The 14,469-nt window shown below is 73.2% G+C and carries 16 protein-coding genes; 10 read left to right on the forward strand and 6 right to left on the reverse strand.

Features of this window, described 5'->3' with window-relative positions:
- Positions 1–42 precede the first annotated feature (42 nt).
- The 3 genes from B7P34_RS17680 (at position 43) to hutH (ending at position 4,863) form a co-directional block, all read left to right on the forward strand.
- Positions 43–1,851, forward strand: coding sequence for a transglycosylase family protein (locus B7P34_RS17680; RefSeq protein WP_106677642.1), 1,809 nt, complete (start codon positions 43–45; stop codon positions 1,849–1,851).
- 149 nt (positions 1,852–2,000) lie between these two features.
- On the forward strand, positions 2,001–3,173 hold the full coding sequence (locus B7P34_RS17685) for a GGDEF domain-containing protein (protein ID WP_223267950.1): 1,173 nt from the start codon (positions 2,001–2,003) through the stop codon (positions 3,171–3,173).
- Between the two features lie 145 nt (positions 3,174–3,318).
- Entirely contained in the window at positions 3,319–4,863 is a 1,545-nt protein-coding gene (gene hutH, locus B7P34_RS17690) for a histidine ammonia-lyase (RefSeq protein ID WP_189382851.1), read from the forward strand.
- A gap of 28 nt (positions 4,864–4,891) precedes the next feature.
- Here the strand turns inward: hutH and B7P34_RS17695 are convergent, their stop codons facing one another.
- Positions 4,892–5,176: a hypothetical protein gene (locus B7P34_RS17695; protein WP_106677646.1), complete on the reverse strand. Its 285-nt coding sequence runs from the start codon at positions 5,174–5,176 to the stop codon at positions 4,892–4,894.
- Positions 5,177–5,513: 337 nt separating this feature from the next.
- Between B7P34_RS17695 and B7P34_RS17700 the strand changes: the two genes are divergently transcribed.
- Both B7P34_RS17700 and B7P34_RS17705 read left to right on the forward strand, forming a co-directional pair.
- Positions 5,514–6,791 (forward strand): L,D-transpeptidase, encoded by a 1,278-nt coding sequence (locus tag B7P34_RS17700; protein WP_106677648.1) that lies wholly within the window; start codon positions 5,514–5,516, stop codon positions 6,789–6,791.
- A gap of 225 nt (positions 6,792–7,016) precedes the next feature.
- Positions 7,017–8,015: a GNAT family N-acetyltransferase gene (locus tag B7P34_RS17705; protein WP_106677649.1), complete on the forward strand. Its 999-nt coding sequence runs from the start codon at positions 7,017–7,019 to the stop codon at positions 8,013–8,015.
- A gap of 16 nt (positions 8,016–8,031) precedes the next feature.
- On the opposite strand, the gene B7P34_RS38640 is transcribed toward B7P34_RS17705, so the two are convergent.
- Positions 8,032–8,451: a YybH family protein gene (locus B7P34_RS38640; protein ID WP_435693966.1), complete on the reverse strand. Its 420-nt coding sequence runs from the start codon at positions 8,449–8,451 to the stop codon at positions 8,032–8,034.
- Here B7P34_RS38640 and B7P34_RS38645 point away from each other — a divergent pair.
- Together B7P34_RS38645 and B7P34_RS17720 are read left to right on the forward strand one after the other, a co-directional pair.
- The gene (locus B7P34_RS38645; RefSeq protein ID WP_223267952.1) at positions 8,347–8,562 is read left to right on the forward strand and encodes a winged helix-turn-helix transcriptional regulator; all 216 of its coding nucleotides are present in this window, start codon (positions 8,347–8,349) and stop codon (positions 8,560–8,562) included. The two genes, B7P34_RS38640 and B7P34_RS38645, sit on opposite strands and share 105 nt — an antisense overlap.
- A 144-nt stretch (positions 8,563–8,706) precedes the next feature.
- Positions 8,707–9,978: a DUF2786 domain-containing protein gene (locus B7P34_RS17720; RefSeq protein ID WP_223267953.1), complete on the forward strand. Its 1,272-nt coding sequence runs from the start codon at positions 8,707–8,709 to the stop codon at positions 9,976–9,978.
- On the opposite strand, the gene B7P34_RS17725 is transcribed toward B7P34_RS17720, so the two are convergent.
- The gene (locus tag B7P34_RS17725) at positions 9,975–10,793 is read right to left on the reverse strand and encodes an AraC family transcriptional regulator (RefSeq protein WP_106677653.1); all 819 of its coding nucleotides are present in this window, start codon (positions 10,791–10,793) and stop codon (positions 9,975–9,977) included. The two genes, B7P34_RS17720 and B7P34_RS17725, sit on opposite strands and share 4 nt — an antisense overlap.
- A gap of 55 nt (positions 10,794–10,848) precedes the next feature.
- Here B7P34_RS17725 and B7P34_RS17730 point away from each other — a divergent pair, with 55 nt between their 5' ends.
- From B7P34_RS17730 to B7P34_RS17740, 3 genes are all read left to right on the forward strand, one after another.
- Complete coding sequence (locus B7P34_RS17730) at positions 10,849–11,418, forward strand: class I SAM-dependent methyltransferase (RefSeq protein WP_106677654.1); 570 nt, start codon at positions 10,849–10,851, stop codon at positions 11,416–11,418.
- A 135-nt stretch (positions 11,419–11,553) separates the two neighbouring features.
- Entirely contained in the window at positions 11,554–11,934 is a 381-nt protein-coding gene (locus tag B7P34_RS17735) for a DUF1330 domain-containing protein (protein WP_106677656.1), read from the forward strand.
- A 69-nt stretch (positions 11,935–12,003) separates the two neighbouring features.
- Positions 12,004–12,531, forward strand: a complete 528-nt coding sequence (locus B7P34_RS17740; RefSeq protein ID WP_106677657.1) for a hypothetical protein — start codon at positions 12,004–12,006, stop codon at positions 12,529–12,531.
- A gap of 31 nt (positions 12,532–12,562) precedes the next feature.
- Here B7P34_RS17740 and B7P34_RS17745 read toward each other — a convergent pair whose 3' ends face one another.
- The 3 genes from B7P34_RS17745 to B7P34_RS17755 form a co-directional block, all read right to left on the reverse strand.
- On the reverse strand, positions 12,563–13,597 hold the full coding sequence (locus B7P34_RS17745; protein ID WP_106677658.1) for a sulfotransferase family protein: 1,035 nt from the start codon (positions 13,595–13,597) through the stop codon (positions 12,563–12,565).
- Between the two features lie 8 nt (positions 13,598–13,605).
- Complete coding sequence (locus tag B7P34_RS17750) at positions 13,606–13,791, reverse strand: hypothetical protein (protein ID WP_106677660.1); 186 nt, start codon at positions 13,789–13,791, stop codon at positions 13,606–13,608.
- Positions 13,792–13,883: 92 nt separating this feature from the next.
- A complete protein-coding gene (locus tag B7P34_RS17755; RefSeq protein WP_106677689.1) occupies positions 13,884–14,363 on the reverse strand; it encodes an undecaprenyl diphosphate synthase family protein in 480 nt (159 codons plus the stop codon).
- Positions 14,364–14,469: the final 106 nt, after the last annotated feature.

The raw sequence follows: 14,469 nt of genomic DNA on the forward strand, positions 1-14,469 counted from the left end.
CCGGCCCCCGCTCGTACCACCACCGAAACGGAAACCCCCTCCATGTCCCGCCCTGCCCGGCAGCCCCTGACGCTCGCGCTCGCCGCCATCGCCCTCGCCAGCCCGCTGCTCGTCTCCTCGCCCGCCTCCGCCGCCTCCGTGGCCACCTGGGACAAGGTCGCCCAGTGCGAGAGCGGCGGCGACTGGAGCATCAACACCGGCAACGGCTACTACGGCGGCCTGCAGTTCTCCGCCGACACCTGGCGCGCGTACGGCGGCACCCAGTACGCGCCCTACGCCCACCAGGCCACCAAGCAGCAGCAGATCCTGATCGCCGAGAAGGTCCTCAAGGGCCAGGGCCCGGGGGCCTGGGGCTGCGCGCCCGGCACCGGGCTCGCCACCGACCACGCCGACCCCTACCCGGACCCGACGCCGCCCGTCTCCAAGGTCACCGGCCCGGCCGGCGGCACCATAGCCACCGGTACGGTGACGCTCAGCGCCTCCGTCTCCGTCGCGGTCGGCAAGCCCGTCAGCGCGACGTTCCTCGTCGACGGCAAGGCCGTGGGGACCGCCAAGGGCTCCGGTCCCTCGTACGACCTGGCGCTCGACACCACCCGCCTGTCCGACGGCCCGCACACGCTCACCGTCACGGCGGCCGACGACTCCGGTCAGAGCGGCAAGGAATCCGGGTCCGTCCCCTTCTTCGTCGCGAACAAGGCCACCGCGGGCGGCGCCACCGGTGACTTCAACGGGGACGGCAAGGCCGACATCGCCGTCCTCTACAACGAGGGCGAGGACGGCAAGGGCGGCTACCGCAGCGCCCTGTGGACCTTCACCAGCACCGGCAACGGCTTCGCCAAGCCGGTCAAGCAGTGGACGAGCGCGACGAGCTGGAACGGCGACCGCAGCAAGGTCGTCGCCGGTGACTTCGACGGCGACGGCAAGACCGATGTCGGCGTGCTCTACAACGGCGGCCAGGAGGCCGACGGGAAGAACCGTACGGCTCTGTGGTCCTTCACCAGCACGGGCAACGGCTTCCGCGCGCCGGTGAAGGCGTGGGACAGCATCGACTCCGGCTCCGGAAGCTGGAACTGGGACCGCAGCAAGCCCGTCGCGGGCGACTTCAACGGTGACGGCAAGGCCGACGTCGGCGTCCTGTACACCGAGGGTGAGGACGGCAAGGGCGTCAACCACACGGCCCTGTGGATTTTCACGAGCGACGGCAACGGCTTCGCCAAGCCGGTCAAGCAGTGGACGAGCGCGACGAGCTGGAACGGCGACCGCAGCAAGGTCGTCGCCGGTGACTTCAACGGCGACGGCAAGACCGACGTGGGCGTGCTGTACAACGGCGGCCAGGAGGCCGACGGGAAGAACCGCACCGCCCTGTGGAGCATCCCGTCCACCGGCAGCGGCTTCGGTGACGCCGTGAAGGCGTGGGACAGCATCGACTCCGGGTTCGGCAGCTGGAACTGGGACCGCAGCAAGGTCGTCGCCGGTGACTTCAACGGTGACGGCAAGGCCGATGTCGGCGTCCTCTACGACAACGGCGAGGACGGCAAGGGCGTCAACCACACCGCGCTGTGGACCTTCGGCAGCAACGGCAAGGGCTTCGACAAGCCGAACCGTACGTGGGAGAGCGTGGACTCCGGCACGGGCAGCTGGAACGGCGCCCGGAGCAAGGTCACCGCCGGTGACTTCGACGGCGACGGCAAGGCCGACGTCGGTGTCCTCTACAACAACGGTCAGGAGGGCGACGGCACCAACCGCACCGCCCTGTGGACCACGGCCGGCACCAAGGGCGCGCTCGACCGCTTCACCAAGGCCTGGACCAGCGAGGACAGCTGGAACTGGTTCCGGAGCGACCTCGCCTGAACCCTGCGCCCCGCGCCCCGTAGCGCCCTCCCGTCACCTCTGGGTAAGAAGTGACGGGAGGGCGCTACGGCCGTCATGGGGCGGAATGGGCCCGACATTCTTAGGCTGGAGTGCAGAATCTGCGCTCAGCAACGGAATGTGAGGCTCGGGTGGCAGCAGGCGGGGAGTGCGACGATCGGCTGCGCGCCGTGGTGGAGCTGGCCCAGTCGATGGCGGCGGCACGTACCCCCTTGGACACGGTGGCCGCCGCCGCGGAGCGGGTGATGACCGCGCTGGGCGGCAGCTTCGCCGCCGTGTCCGTGTGGGAGCGCGAGCGCGGGCGGCTGCGCGTCATGGTCAACGCGGGGGAGCTGACCGCGGGGGAGGAGCGCTTCCCGGAGGACGAGTCCTATCCGGTGCACGACTTCCCCGAGATCGCGGAGTTCCTCCACGAGGAGTGGGCGGGCGGCGGCACCGAGCCCCGCGCGTGGGTCGAGAGCATGGACGGGGCCGCGGAGACGGGCGGCGGGCAGGGCGCCTACCGCCACGAGCGGGTCGCCGCGCTGCGCCGCCGCGGCCGGGGTTACTGCGTCGTCGCGCCCGTCGTCCTGCACGGGCGGGCCTGGGGCGAGCTGTACGTGGCCCGGCCGCCCGGGGCGCCCGCCTTCTGCCGTGCGGACGCCGACTTCGCGACCGTCCTGGCGGCCGTGGCAGCGGCGGGGATCGCGCAGACCGAGCAACTGGAGGAGGTCCGGCGGCTGGCCTTCACCGATCCGCTGACCGGGCTCGCCAACCGGCGCGCGGTCGACGCGCGGCTCGACGAGGCCGTGGAGCGGCACCTCGCGGACGGCGTCGTCGTCAGCCTGGTGGTGTGTGATCTCAACGGGCTCAAGCGGGTCAACGACACGCAGGGGCACGCGGTCGGCGACCGGCTGCTGGAGCGGTTCGGGTCCGTGCTGTCGCTGTGCGGCGCGATGCTGCCGGGCGCGCTGGCCGCGCGGCTGGGCGGCGACGAGTTCTGCCTGCTGACGGTGGGTCCGGACGCGGACGAGGTCGTCGCCGTGGCCGCCCAACTGTGCCGCCGCGCCGCGGCGTTGGAGCTGGGCGAGGGGGTCTCCTGCGGCATCGCCTCCACGGGTGACCCGATCGGCCCGGTGGCCACGGCCCGGCGGCTGTTCCGGCTCGCCGACGCGGCGCAGTACCGGGCGAAGGCGGCGCGGGCGGCCGAGCCGGTCGTCGCCGGGCGGGCCGGGGGACCGGCCGACCCCGTGGTCCAGCTCGCCGATCATCCGCCCGCCGCGCCGGCGGCCGAGCGGCGGCGGTTCCGGGGGCGGCGGCCGTGACGGGAGCCCGGGCGGCCGTGGCGGGAGCCCGGGCGAAGGCCTCCGGGCCCGGTCCGGCATGCGGAACGGGTCCCTACGCGTTGTACCTGACAGGCAACCCATCGGCTATGTACAGGCAGCGATTCAGTCTCTAGGGTGCCTGAATATGGATATGCACACTGTGGTGGTGGGGACGGCCGGGACGACCGCGGAAGACGTGATCGCCGTGGCACGGGGCGCCGCGCGCGTCGTCGTATCGGACGAAGCGCTGGCCGCGGTGGCGCAGTCGCGCCGCGTCATCGACGACCTCGCCGCCAAGCCCGACCCCGTGTACGGCGTCTCCACCGGCTTCGGAGCCCTCGCCGTCCGCCACATCAGCCCCGAGCTGCGCGCCCAGCTGCAGCGCAACATCGTGCGCTCGCACGCCGCCGGCATGGGCCCGCGCGTCGAGCGCGAGGTCGTCCGCGCGCTGATGTTCCTGCGCCTGAAGACCCTCGCCTCGGGCCGCACCGGCGTGCGCCCGCTCGTGGTCGAGACCATGGCGGCCATCCTCAACGCCGGCATCACCCCCGTCGTGCACGAGTACGGCTCCCTGGGCTGTTCCGGCGACCTCGCGCCGCTCTCCCACTGCGCGCTCACGCTCATGGGCGAGGGCGACGCGGAGGGCCCCGACGGCGTCGTCCGCCCCGCCGGGCAGCTCCTCGCCGAGCACGGCATCGAGCCCGTCGAGCTGCGCGAGAAGGAGGGCCTGGCCCTCCTCAACGGCACCGACGGCATGCTCGGCATGCTGGTCATGGCCTGCGCCGACCTCGCCCGCCTCTACACCTCGGCCGACGTCACCGCCGCCCTGTCGCTGGAGGCCCTGCTCGGCACCGAGAAGGTCCTCGCGCCCGAGCTGCACGCCATCCGGCCCCACCCGGGCCAGGGCGCCAGCGCCGACAACATGCTGCGCGTCCTCGCGGGCTCCGGGCTCACCGGGCACCACCAGGACGACGCGCCGCGCGTCCAGGACGCCTACTCCATCCGCTGCGCCCCGCAGGTCGCCGGCGCCGGCCGCGACACCCTGGCGCACGCCCGCCTGGTCGCCGACCGCGAGCTCGCCTCCGCCGTCGACAACCCCGTGGTGCTGCCCGACGGCCGCGTCGAGTCCAACGGCAACTTCCACGGCGCCCCGGTCGCCTACGTCCTGGACTTCCTCGCCATCGCCGCCGCCGACCTCGCCTCCATCGCCGAGCGCCGCACGGACCGGCTGCTGGACAAGAACCGCTCGCACGGCCTGCCGCCGTTCCTGGCCGGCGACGCGGGCGTCGACTCGGGCCTGATGATCGCCCAGTACACGCAGGCCGCCCTGGTCAGCGAGATGAAGCGGCTGGCCGTCCCCGCCTCGGTGGACTCCATCCCGTCCTCCGCGATGCAGGAGGACCACGTCTCCATGGGCTGGTCGGCCGCCCGCAAGCTCCGTACGGCCGTGGCCGCCCTCACGCGCGTCATCGCCGTCGAGCTCGTCGCCGCGACCCGCGCCGTCGAGCTGCGCGAGGGCCTCACCCCCTCGCCCGCCACGCAGGCCGTGCTCAAGGCCGTGCGCGCGGCGGGTGTGGAGGGCCCCGGCGAGGACCGCTTCCTCGCCCCGGACCTGGCCCGCGCGGAGGAATTCGTACGGGCCGGGAAGCTCGTCGAGGCGGTTGAACCCGTAACGGGCCCGCTGGCGTAACGAAGAAGGTAAAAAAGGTAAAAGTTGGTCAGCGGTCCGCCGTGCGCGTCCTGCGCACGGCGGCCGTCACCAGCGCACCGCCCGCCGCCACGAGGGCAACTCCCCCGAAAACGTAGGGAGTGGTGTCCACGCTGCCCGAGTCGGCGAGGGAAAGGTGCTGCTCAGCGGCCTGCGCGGGCTGTGCCGCGGACGCCGGGCGCGGCGCGGGGCGCTCCGCACGCTCCGCCGTGGCGTTCGCGGTCGGCATGAACCACACCGCACACAGGAGCGACCCGGCGGCGACGGCGGTCAGCAGCGGTCGGCGTGCGGTCACGGACGAATCCCCCTCGAGGCTGCGGAGATTGGGGGCGCGGCGCGGCCGCCTCCCCCGGGCTGACTCGATGTCAGTGACCCGATGGTAGTGATACGAACGGCCGGGAGGAAGTCACGGGGTTTCCGTCGGTCACCGCCGCCCCGCGACGCGCGGACCGCCCCGCCGTCATCGGCTCCCCCGCTATCATGGCGCCCCTCCGAGGGGAGCAGGCAGGCGTGGCCTTCCCCACATTCTCCAGGGGTGTGGAACGGACGAACCGGTGCAGGCGTTCCTTGAAGTAGTAGCCGGGAATCGTGCTGCCCCACGGTTCGGCTCGGGGATAGGGGCCGCAGGAGCAATGGAGAAGCGTGTGATGACGTACGGCAAGCGCCGCAAGGCCCTCGCGGCCGCGGCCGCTGTGCTCGGCGGTGTACTGACCCTCGCCGCCTGCGGCGGCGATGACGACGGCGGCAAGAGCAGCTCCAGCAGCAGCGGCGGCAAAGAGCAGAACAAGGTCGATGCCGCGGCCGCCAAGGAAGCCTCCAAGGCGCAGATCAAGATCGCTCAGAAGGACGGCTCGACCAACGCGGGCATCACGGCGGACAACGCCAAGGTCACCGTCAGTGACGGTACGCTCGTGAGCGTCAAGATGACGACGGACAAGGGCACCCCGGTCGAGGGCACGATATCGCCGGACAAGACGTCGTGGCAGCCCAAGGCCCAGCTGGAGCGCTCGACCAAGTACAAGATCGTGGTCGAGGCCGTGGACTCCGCCAACCGCAAGGCCACGGAGAACTCCTCGTTCACGACCGTCTCGCCCACCAACAGCTTCATCGGCGCGTTCACGCCGGAGGACGGCTCGACCGTCGGCGTCGGCATGCCCGTGTCGATCAACTTCGACAAGCCGATCAAGGACCGCAAGGCCGTCCAGTCGCACATCGAGGTGAACTCCAGCAGCGGTCAGAAGGTCGTCGGCCACTGGTTCGGTGACCAGCGCATCGACTTCCGCCCGCAGGATTACTGGAAGGCCAACTCCGACGTCACCCTGAAGCTCGACCTCGACGGCGTCGAGGGCGCACCGGGCGTCAAGGGCGTGCAGAAGAAGACCGTCTCCTTCAAGATCGGTCACTCCCAGGTCTCCACGGTCGACACCAAGTCCCACCAGATGACGGTCGTCCGGGACGGCAAGACCATCAAGACCATCCCGATCTCGGCCGGCAGCCCCGAGAACCCCACGTACAACGGCAAGATGGTGATCTCCGAGAAGTTCAAGGAGACCCGGATGGACGGCTCGACCGTCGGCTTCACCAAGGGCGACGGCAAGGGCGAGTACGACATCAAGGACGTGCCGCACGCCATGCGGCTGTCCACGTCCGGCACGTTCATCCACGGCAACTACTGGGGCAGCGGCATCTTCGGTGTCGCCAACACCAGCCACGGCTGCATCGGCCTGCAGGACAAGCAGGGCGCGGACGACCCCAACACCTCGGGTGCCTGGTTCTTCACCAACTCCCAGATCGGTGACGTCGTCGAGGTGAAGAACTCGCCCGACAAGACCATCGCCCCCGAGAACGGCCTCAACGGCTGGAACATGGACTGGAACGCGTGGGTGGCGGGCAGCGCCACGGGAGCGTGATCCCTCCGGGCAGGTAAGCGGTTTTCACAGGGCGGTGGCCCCCACGGATGTGGGGGCCACCGCCCTGTGGCGTTCTGTGGCGTTTCCCGTCCGTGCGAGCGGCTCCGCTGGAAGGAATCCGCCGCAACGGCGCTTCGCCACGACGTCGTGGACCGGCGGTGCCGTACCGGCAGGAGCCGTAAATCCACACGACAAGCGGCAAGCGCGAACCGTACCGTGCGCAGGATGAGCGATCTTCCGCGGCCGGGCGTCGTCGCGCGCCTGAGCAGTACACCTTCCGATGCCGAGATCGACGCCTGGCACGACGTCGTCACCGCCGCCCACCGCCACGACATGCCGGCGGGGGTGCCCGGGCCGGGGCGGGTGGAGACCGCCGGGCAACTGCGGGTGCCGGCGGCGCGCAGCCGGATCGTCAGGCTGGCGGTTCCGTCGCCGGACGGCGCGTACGCCGGCATCGCCCTGCTCCGGCTCTTCGACGACGACGTGAACCGCAGGACCGCCTGGATCGGGCGGCTCGCCGTCCGGCCCGAGCACCGGCGCCGCGGCATCGGCACCCTGCTGTGGCGGGAGATACGGGCGGTCCTTGCGAGCGAGCAGCGGGAATCGGTGAGCCTGGAGCTGGAAATCGGCAGCGTGGGCGAGCAGTTCGCGAAGGACCGCGGGTTCACGTGCGGGCTGCAGCTCGTGCTGTACGTGCAGCGGCTCGCCTACGAGACCGCCGCGCCCGAGCTCCCCGACGGCTACCGCTTCGTGGAGTGGACCGGGGCCGTCCCCGCCGCCAACGCCGCCCTCTTCGCCGGGGTCCGCAACGCCATGGCCGACGCCCCCATGGGCGAGCTGGACCAGCAGCCCATGCGGTGGGACGCGGAGAGCATCGCCGCCGCCCAGCGCGGATTCGTGGAGCGCGGCGGGCTGCTGTACACCGTCACGGTCGCCGCGCCCGACGGCACGTACGCCGCCCTCACCGAGGTGGGCGTGCGCTCGCCCGGCGACCTCCGCGCCCAGCAGTACGAGACCGCCGTCGCCCCCGCCCACCGCGGCCGCGGCCTCGGACGGGCCGTCAAGCTCCGCATGCTGCAGGTGCTGCGCGCGCAGGAGACGCCCGTGTGGGAGATCTGCACGCACGTCGCCGACGACAACGGCCCGATGCGGGCCGTCAACAAGCTGCTCGGCTACCGGCCGGAGCGGTCCGTGGGGATCTTCCAGGCGCGGACCGCCGAGTAGGCTTCTCCCTGCCGCTCTACGCGCCGTGCGGCCCGGGCCCGGCGCCGAACGGGTTGTCCACGACGTAGCGCCGGCGCCCGTCCGCCCCGCGGCGTGTGACGTCCGTGGCCGCCGCCTCGATGCGCAGCGGCCGGCCGCCGGGGCCGGTGCCGTCGATCTCCCGGTCCACGACGAGCAGGGCGAGGTCGCCCGCCGCGTAGACGTGGCGCGGCCGGACCGTGATCGGCAGGCCGAGCCCGAGGAAGCGGGCGTTGGCGGCGGCGATGCCCTCCGCCGTGGTCACCGGGCTGCCGGGCTCCGGAACGAACGTCGCGCCCCGTTCGTACACCTCTTGGACGGCCGCGGCGTCGCCGAGCGGATCCGTACGGCCGGGTGGCCGCCGGCCGTCCGGTACGAACTGACTCCGCGCGGGCGGGCGCTGGGCCCGGTGCTGCAGGCGCTGTGGGACTGGGGAGAGGGCGCGTCCCCGCAGCCGCCCGGCGGCTCCTCCGGCGGCCCTTCCCGGGGTTCGTCCCAGGGCTCCCCCCGACAGCCCGCGGAATGGTAGCCTCCGCCCGCTGACCTGGGCGGTAACCCCTGGTGCAGCGGGCGTCACGGACAATGGACCGTACCGGCGCCGCACCGGCGCCGCATCGCGGTGAACCCGTCCGACGCGGTGATCCGTCATGCGTCATGCAAGGAAGAGAGTCCCGTGGCCGAACGCAGCAAGCAGCAGCAGAGCCGCCGGCAGGACCGGCAGGACCAGCAGGTCCGGCAGGAGGACGCCGCCCTGCTGGAGACCGTCGAGGAGGCGCTCGCCTCCCTCCGCGCGCACGGCCCGGACACCCTCGACGACGCCCTCTACGCCGCCGCCTCCGCCCTGGCCGCCGCGCCCGCCGGCTGGGAGGCCCTCAGCCGCGCCGTCGTCCGCACCGCCTCGGCGACCGTACGGGGCTGCTGGGAGCGCGGCTGGCAGCCCGCCGACGTGATCCGGCTCGCCCGCCGGGAACTCGGCCCCGCCGAAGTGCGGTTCGCCGTCGACGCGGTGGCCGCCGAGGCGCGGCGGTACGCCTCCGACACCCTCGGCGCGCGCTGGACCGCGCAGCTGCGCGACCTCGAGGCGCGGGTCTGGTGGGACGACGATGCGGCCTTCCTGGAGGGCTTCGCGCAGCGCGAGCGCCTCAGTCGCTTCGAGACGGTCGCGTGCGCGCTCGGCGCGCTGCGGCTGGCCGCCCGGCTGCCCCGGACGGGCGCGGTCGGTCCGCTGCCCGGCGCCGCGTACGCCCGGCCGGGCGAGCACGTCGAGCCGCGCGTCCTCGGCCGGATCCGCGCCCTGCTGGCCAAGGCCGAGTCCACGGACTTCCCCGACGAGGCCGAGGCCCTCTCCGCCAAGGCCCAGGAGCTCATGGCCCGCCACTCCATGGACGAGGCGCTGCTGGCCGCCCACGCGGACGGGGCCGTCGCCGACGGGCCCGGGGCCTGCCGGATCGGCGTCGAGGGCCCGTACGAGTCGGCGAAGGCGCTGCTGCTGGACGCGGTGGCCGGCGCGAACCACTGCCAGGCGGTCTGGTCCGCCGACCACTGCTTCTCCACCGTCGTCGGCTTCGACGCCGACCTGGAGCTGGTGGAGCTCATGTACACGTCCCTGCTGGTCCAGGCCACCACCGCCATGAACCGGGCCGCCGACGCGCACCACGCGGGCGGGCGCTCGCGCCGCACCCGCGACTTCCGCGAGTCCTTCCTGATCGCCTACGCGTCCCGGATCAGCGAACGGCTCGCGGCGGCGGTGCGGGACGCGACGGCCGAGGCCGTCGCCCAGGAGGCGCGGCCCGAGGTGCTGCCGGTGCTCGCCGCGCGTGACCTCGCCGTCGGCGAAACCGCCGAGCGGCTCTTCCCGCAGACCACGTCGCACCGGCTGCGGGGGCGCGACGCGGACGGCTGGGCGCGGGGAGCGGAGGCGGCGGACGCGGCGGAGCTGGGCTAGCCCTGCCGGGGGTTCCCCGGGGCGAAGTACGTCCCCGGAGGCACCCCCACACCCCGGCGGAACGCGGCCACGAACGCGCTCGGCGACCCGTAGCCCACGCGCCGCGCCACCGCCGAGACCGTCGCGCCCGCCGCCAGCATCGGCATCGCCGCCTGCAGCCGCAGCTGCGTGCGCCACTGCCCGTACGGCATGCCCGTACCGGCCACGAAGGCCCGGGCGAGCGTCCGCGCGCTCGCGCCCACGACCGCGCCCCACTCCGCGAGCGTGCGCCCGTCCGAAGGGTCCGCGCGGAGGGCCTCCGCTATGCGGCGGGCGCGGGGGTCGGCGGGCAGCGGCGCGCGGACGGTCGTCACGGAGACCGGGCGGAGGAGGTCCAGGACCACGTCCTCGGCGCGCTGCCGGGGCTCCGCGGCGAGGGCGTCGGTGTCCTGCGCCAGATAGTTGATCAGCTCCCGCAAGAGGCCGGAGACGGGAACGACTTGCGGCTCCTCCCAGGCCAACGGGCAGCGCTCCGGCCAGAAGTAGAGGCTGCGCAGGAGTGCGGACGAGGTCGCGCCGGTGGAGTGCGGGACGCCCGCCGGGATCCAGAGCGCGACCGTCGACGGCAGCACCCACGTACGGCCCGAGGCGCGCACGGCGAGGACGCCGTGGGGCGCCCAGGCGAGCTGGTGGGCCGCGTGCTCGTGGCTCGCGAACCACTCGCCGTCGTCGAGGGCGAAGCTGGCGACGGCGACGGCGGCGCCGGGCGGGGAGATGACGTGGGGGAGCGGCCCCCGGTCCGCCTGCCGTGCGCTCTGCTGTCCGTTCGGCGACATGAGTTGACCTCCTGGCCCGTATACGACACCGCCACCCCCTTCCTAGCCTCGACCCATGCCGATGAACCTCATCCACCGCCGCCTCTGCTCCTCCGACCGCTGGTTCCGCGCGATCCGGGACGAGCTCCTGCCCTGGGTCCTGGAGGACGTGCCGCTGGGCGAGGACTGCCTGGAGATCGGGCCGGGTTACGGGGCGACCACGCGGGTCCTGGTGCGCAAGGCCGAGAAGCTGAGCGTCGTGGAGTCGGACGCCTCGTACGCGGCCCGGCTGCGGCTGCTGTTCGGCGAACGCGTCGACGTCATCTACGGGGACGGCGCCGACCTCCCGCTGCCGGACGGGCGCTTCGACTCCGTCGCCTGCTTCACGATGCTCCACCACGTCCCGACCCTCACCGCCCAGGACCGCCTCTTCGCCGAGGCCCACCGCGTGCTGCGCCCCGGCGGCGTCTTCACCGGCTGCGACGCCCTCAGCAACTGGGGCTTCCGGCTGATCCACATCGGCGACACGTGCGTCCCCGTGCCGCCGGAGACGCTGGAGGCGCGGCTGCGGATGGCGGGGTTCGAGGAGTGCACGGTGACGGTGGGGAAGGGGAGTTTCCGCTTCGTGGCGAAGCGCGGGCGGTGAGGCGGGGGGCGGTGAGCCGGGGGATTACCCGGCGGGTAATCGACGGGGCAGGACGGCGGGCGGAAGACTGCGGACCGGCGGAGAGCAGCGCGCCGCGCCGCACCGCACCTGTGCCGAAGGAAGAGGAGAACCCCCATGACCGCGTACGCCCTGGGCAGCTTCCGTGACATCGTCCCCGCCGCGCCCGGCGCCGGCCCGCACCCCGACATCATCGAGTACGTGGAGCGCATCCAGGCCACCCTCGACCCGTTCGGCGGCCGCTTCCTCGTCCACGGCGCGGAGGTGGAGGTCCTGGAGGGCGACTGGCCCGGAAACATGGTCCTCATAGGCTTCCCGGGCCTGGCGGAGGCCCGTGCCTGGTACGCGTCGCCGGAGTACCAGGCCCTCGTCCCGCTGCGTACGGACCACGTGGAGGGCGTGATCATCCTCGTGGACGGCGTCGCACCGGGCTACGACCCGGCGGAACTGGGCGCGAAGATGCGGACGGCGGGGGCGGGCGGCGCGGCCGGTTCATGAGCGGTCCCGCGCGTGCCGCACAGGGGACGGCGCGCGCGGGACCGCCGGTGGGGCGCCACACTGGCGGGCATGCCTGATGACGCCGACTACCCCGCCCGCCTGACCGCCGCCACCGACTGGCTGGACGCCGCGATAGGAGCCCAGCAGGAAGGCGACTGGACCATGGACGACACGGAGCGGCGCGTCCTCGCCGACCTGGTCGCCGCGACCAACCCGCTGCACGGCGGCGCCCTGCCGCCCCACACCGGGGACTCCCTGTACGTCCGCATCGGCCGCATCACCAACTGGGCCGGCGCCCTCCGCCTCGCCGCACGCGCCGGAGGCTGGGAGCTCTCCCCGGTGACGGGCCGGGACCCGGCGGCCCTCACCCGCCCCGCCGGCATGGCCGACCTGCTGTCCGGCATCTACGCACTCGCCGAACAGGGCGAACGGTGGCAGGAGCTCCTCCTGAGCACGGCACGCACCCTGCAGCGGGGGCAGAGCCTGGAGCAGGAGATCAAGGCACGCCACCCGCGCCTCGAAAGGGAACTGGCGTCGGCCGAGGCCTTCTTCACGGGCCCGGGCTCCGTGGAGGACCTGCCGCTGTTCTTCTACTGAGGAGCGCGGCGGAAGAGGCGCTGATCCGTGGTCAAGGCGGTCCGCCGGCGGCCTTCAGCGCCCGCAGGCCGGGAGCGCACCGCTCCCGGAGCGCGGCGAGTTCACCGGGCGGAAGCCGCAGCGACGCGCCCCGGCGGCCTCCGTCGAGCATCGCGCATCCCGCGTCCAGCCATTGCGGCAGCGGTTCGACGCCGAAGAACGCCGCGAGGCGGGTCAGCTCCCGGCGCGGTGCGTCGAGCAGATCCTCGTAGGCGAGCGGAATCCACTGCTCCTGGGGCAGCCGGCTGAGGTGGTCCGCCGCCTCGGTGACGACCTGCGACCACAGGGCGCCGAACTCCGCCACGGGAAGGGGCCGGTCCAGGACCAGCGCCGGATCGAAGGGCACGGTGAGCAGGCCCGCCAGCTCCGGGGGCAGGGACCGCACCTGCTCCTCGGTCAGCGGGGCGTCGGCGCGCGCCGCACCCGTCCGGGCCTGGATCTCACGCTGCAGGAGGATGAGCCGGAACCCGGGGTGCCGGCTCATGGACAGCGCGCAGTCCGGCCCGTCGCGGAACATGTGCACGAACTTCGCCCCGGGGAAGGCCGCGTGCAACTGCGGCACCCTGTGCCCCGAATAGCCGGAACGCTCGACGACGGCCCTCCGGCCGAACCGTGCGCACAGCACGTCGAACAGCGCCTCGTGGTGCTCGGGAGCCGTGCGGCGCGGCCACGCGACGACCTTCCCCTTGAGCTCCTCGAAGAGCCCGTCCGGGTCGTCCGTGAGGTGCGGCAGCACCATGAGCGACAGGGCGGGGATCCCCGCGCCCTCGCCCCGCCTCGCCGCGCGCGGGTGCAGGAACTCGGCCATCGGCATCCCGCTGCGGACCATGGAGTCGAAGGCGGGGTGAGGATCCGCGATCAGCCGCCAGAACTCCGCCCCGCCGACGGGCCCGCCGGGCAGCGCCCGCGTGCCGACCGACGCCCAGAACTCGTTCAGGCTCAGCAGATCCGGATGGGCGCGGACGATCCGGGACAGGGCGGTGGAGCCGCTCCGCCCGGAGCCGACGACAAAGGTCACGCTGCGCATACCCCCGCCTACCCGCGATCCCCGCCCGGCACACCGCACCCGCCCATGCGGTGCAGGTGCTTCCTGGTCCAGGGGGTGGTCGCCGCCCGGACGGCCTCGTGGCCGGGGTGGAGTTCGGCCTTCAGGCCGGCCGCCAGCAGCTCGGGCAGGTGCACGGTGCGGCCGAGGACGTCGGTGCGCGGTGTGAGGGGCATGGTGGTCCTCCTGAGGGTGGTCCCTGCCGGTGAGCTGCGTGAGGTGCCCGTACTCGGTGGCCGTGCTCAGTGGCTGCGATCAACGCCCGTACTCAGTGGCCGTAGCGGCGGTGCCGTGAGGCGTACGAGTCCAGTGCGCTGCGGAACTCGTCCCGGCTGAAGGCGGGCCACGGGGCTTCGCAGAAGTAGTACTCGGAGACGGCCGCCTGCCACAGCAGGAAGCCGGAGAGGCGCTGTTCGCCGGAGGTCCGGATGATCAGGTCCGGGTCGGGCTGGTCGGGGGTGTAGAGGTGCTTGGCGATCAGCAGCTGCCAGTCGTCCACCGGGTCGCCGTCGGCCGGTGGCGCGACACCGGTCAGCAGGATCCGGCGTAGCGCGTGGGCGATCTCCCGGCGGCCGTCGTAGGCGATCGCGATGTTCAGGTTGTCGGTGGACAGCACCCACAGCGTGAGCGTCTCGACGGCGGCCTCGGCGGCCCATTCGCACACTTCGCCGAGCCGCAGGGCCCCTTCGCGGTGGCCGTCGACGGGATCGAGGCCGCGGGCCCGCGCCCAGCGCCGGTTCCCGTCCATGATGACGGCCACGTGCCGGGGCACCGACCGGGCCGCAGGGGGGGGAGGGGCTTGACCGTCGCTGCGCCGGCGCCTATGGACACGAACTGCCTCCTTGCCGTTGCGG

Origin of the sequence: Streptosporangium nondiastaticum (assembly GCF_003011965.1) — a bacterium.
Classification (GTDB): Bacteria; Actinomycetota; Actinomycetes; order Streptomycetales; family Streptomycetaceae; genus Streptomyces; species Streptomyces nondiastaticus.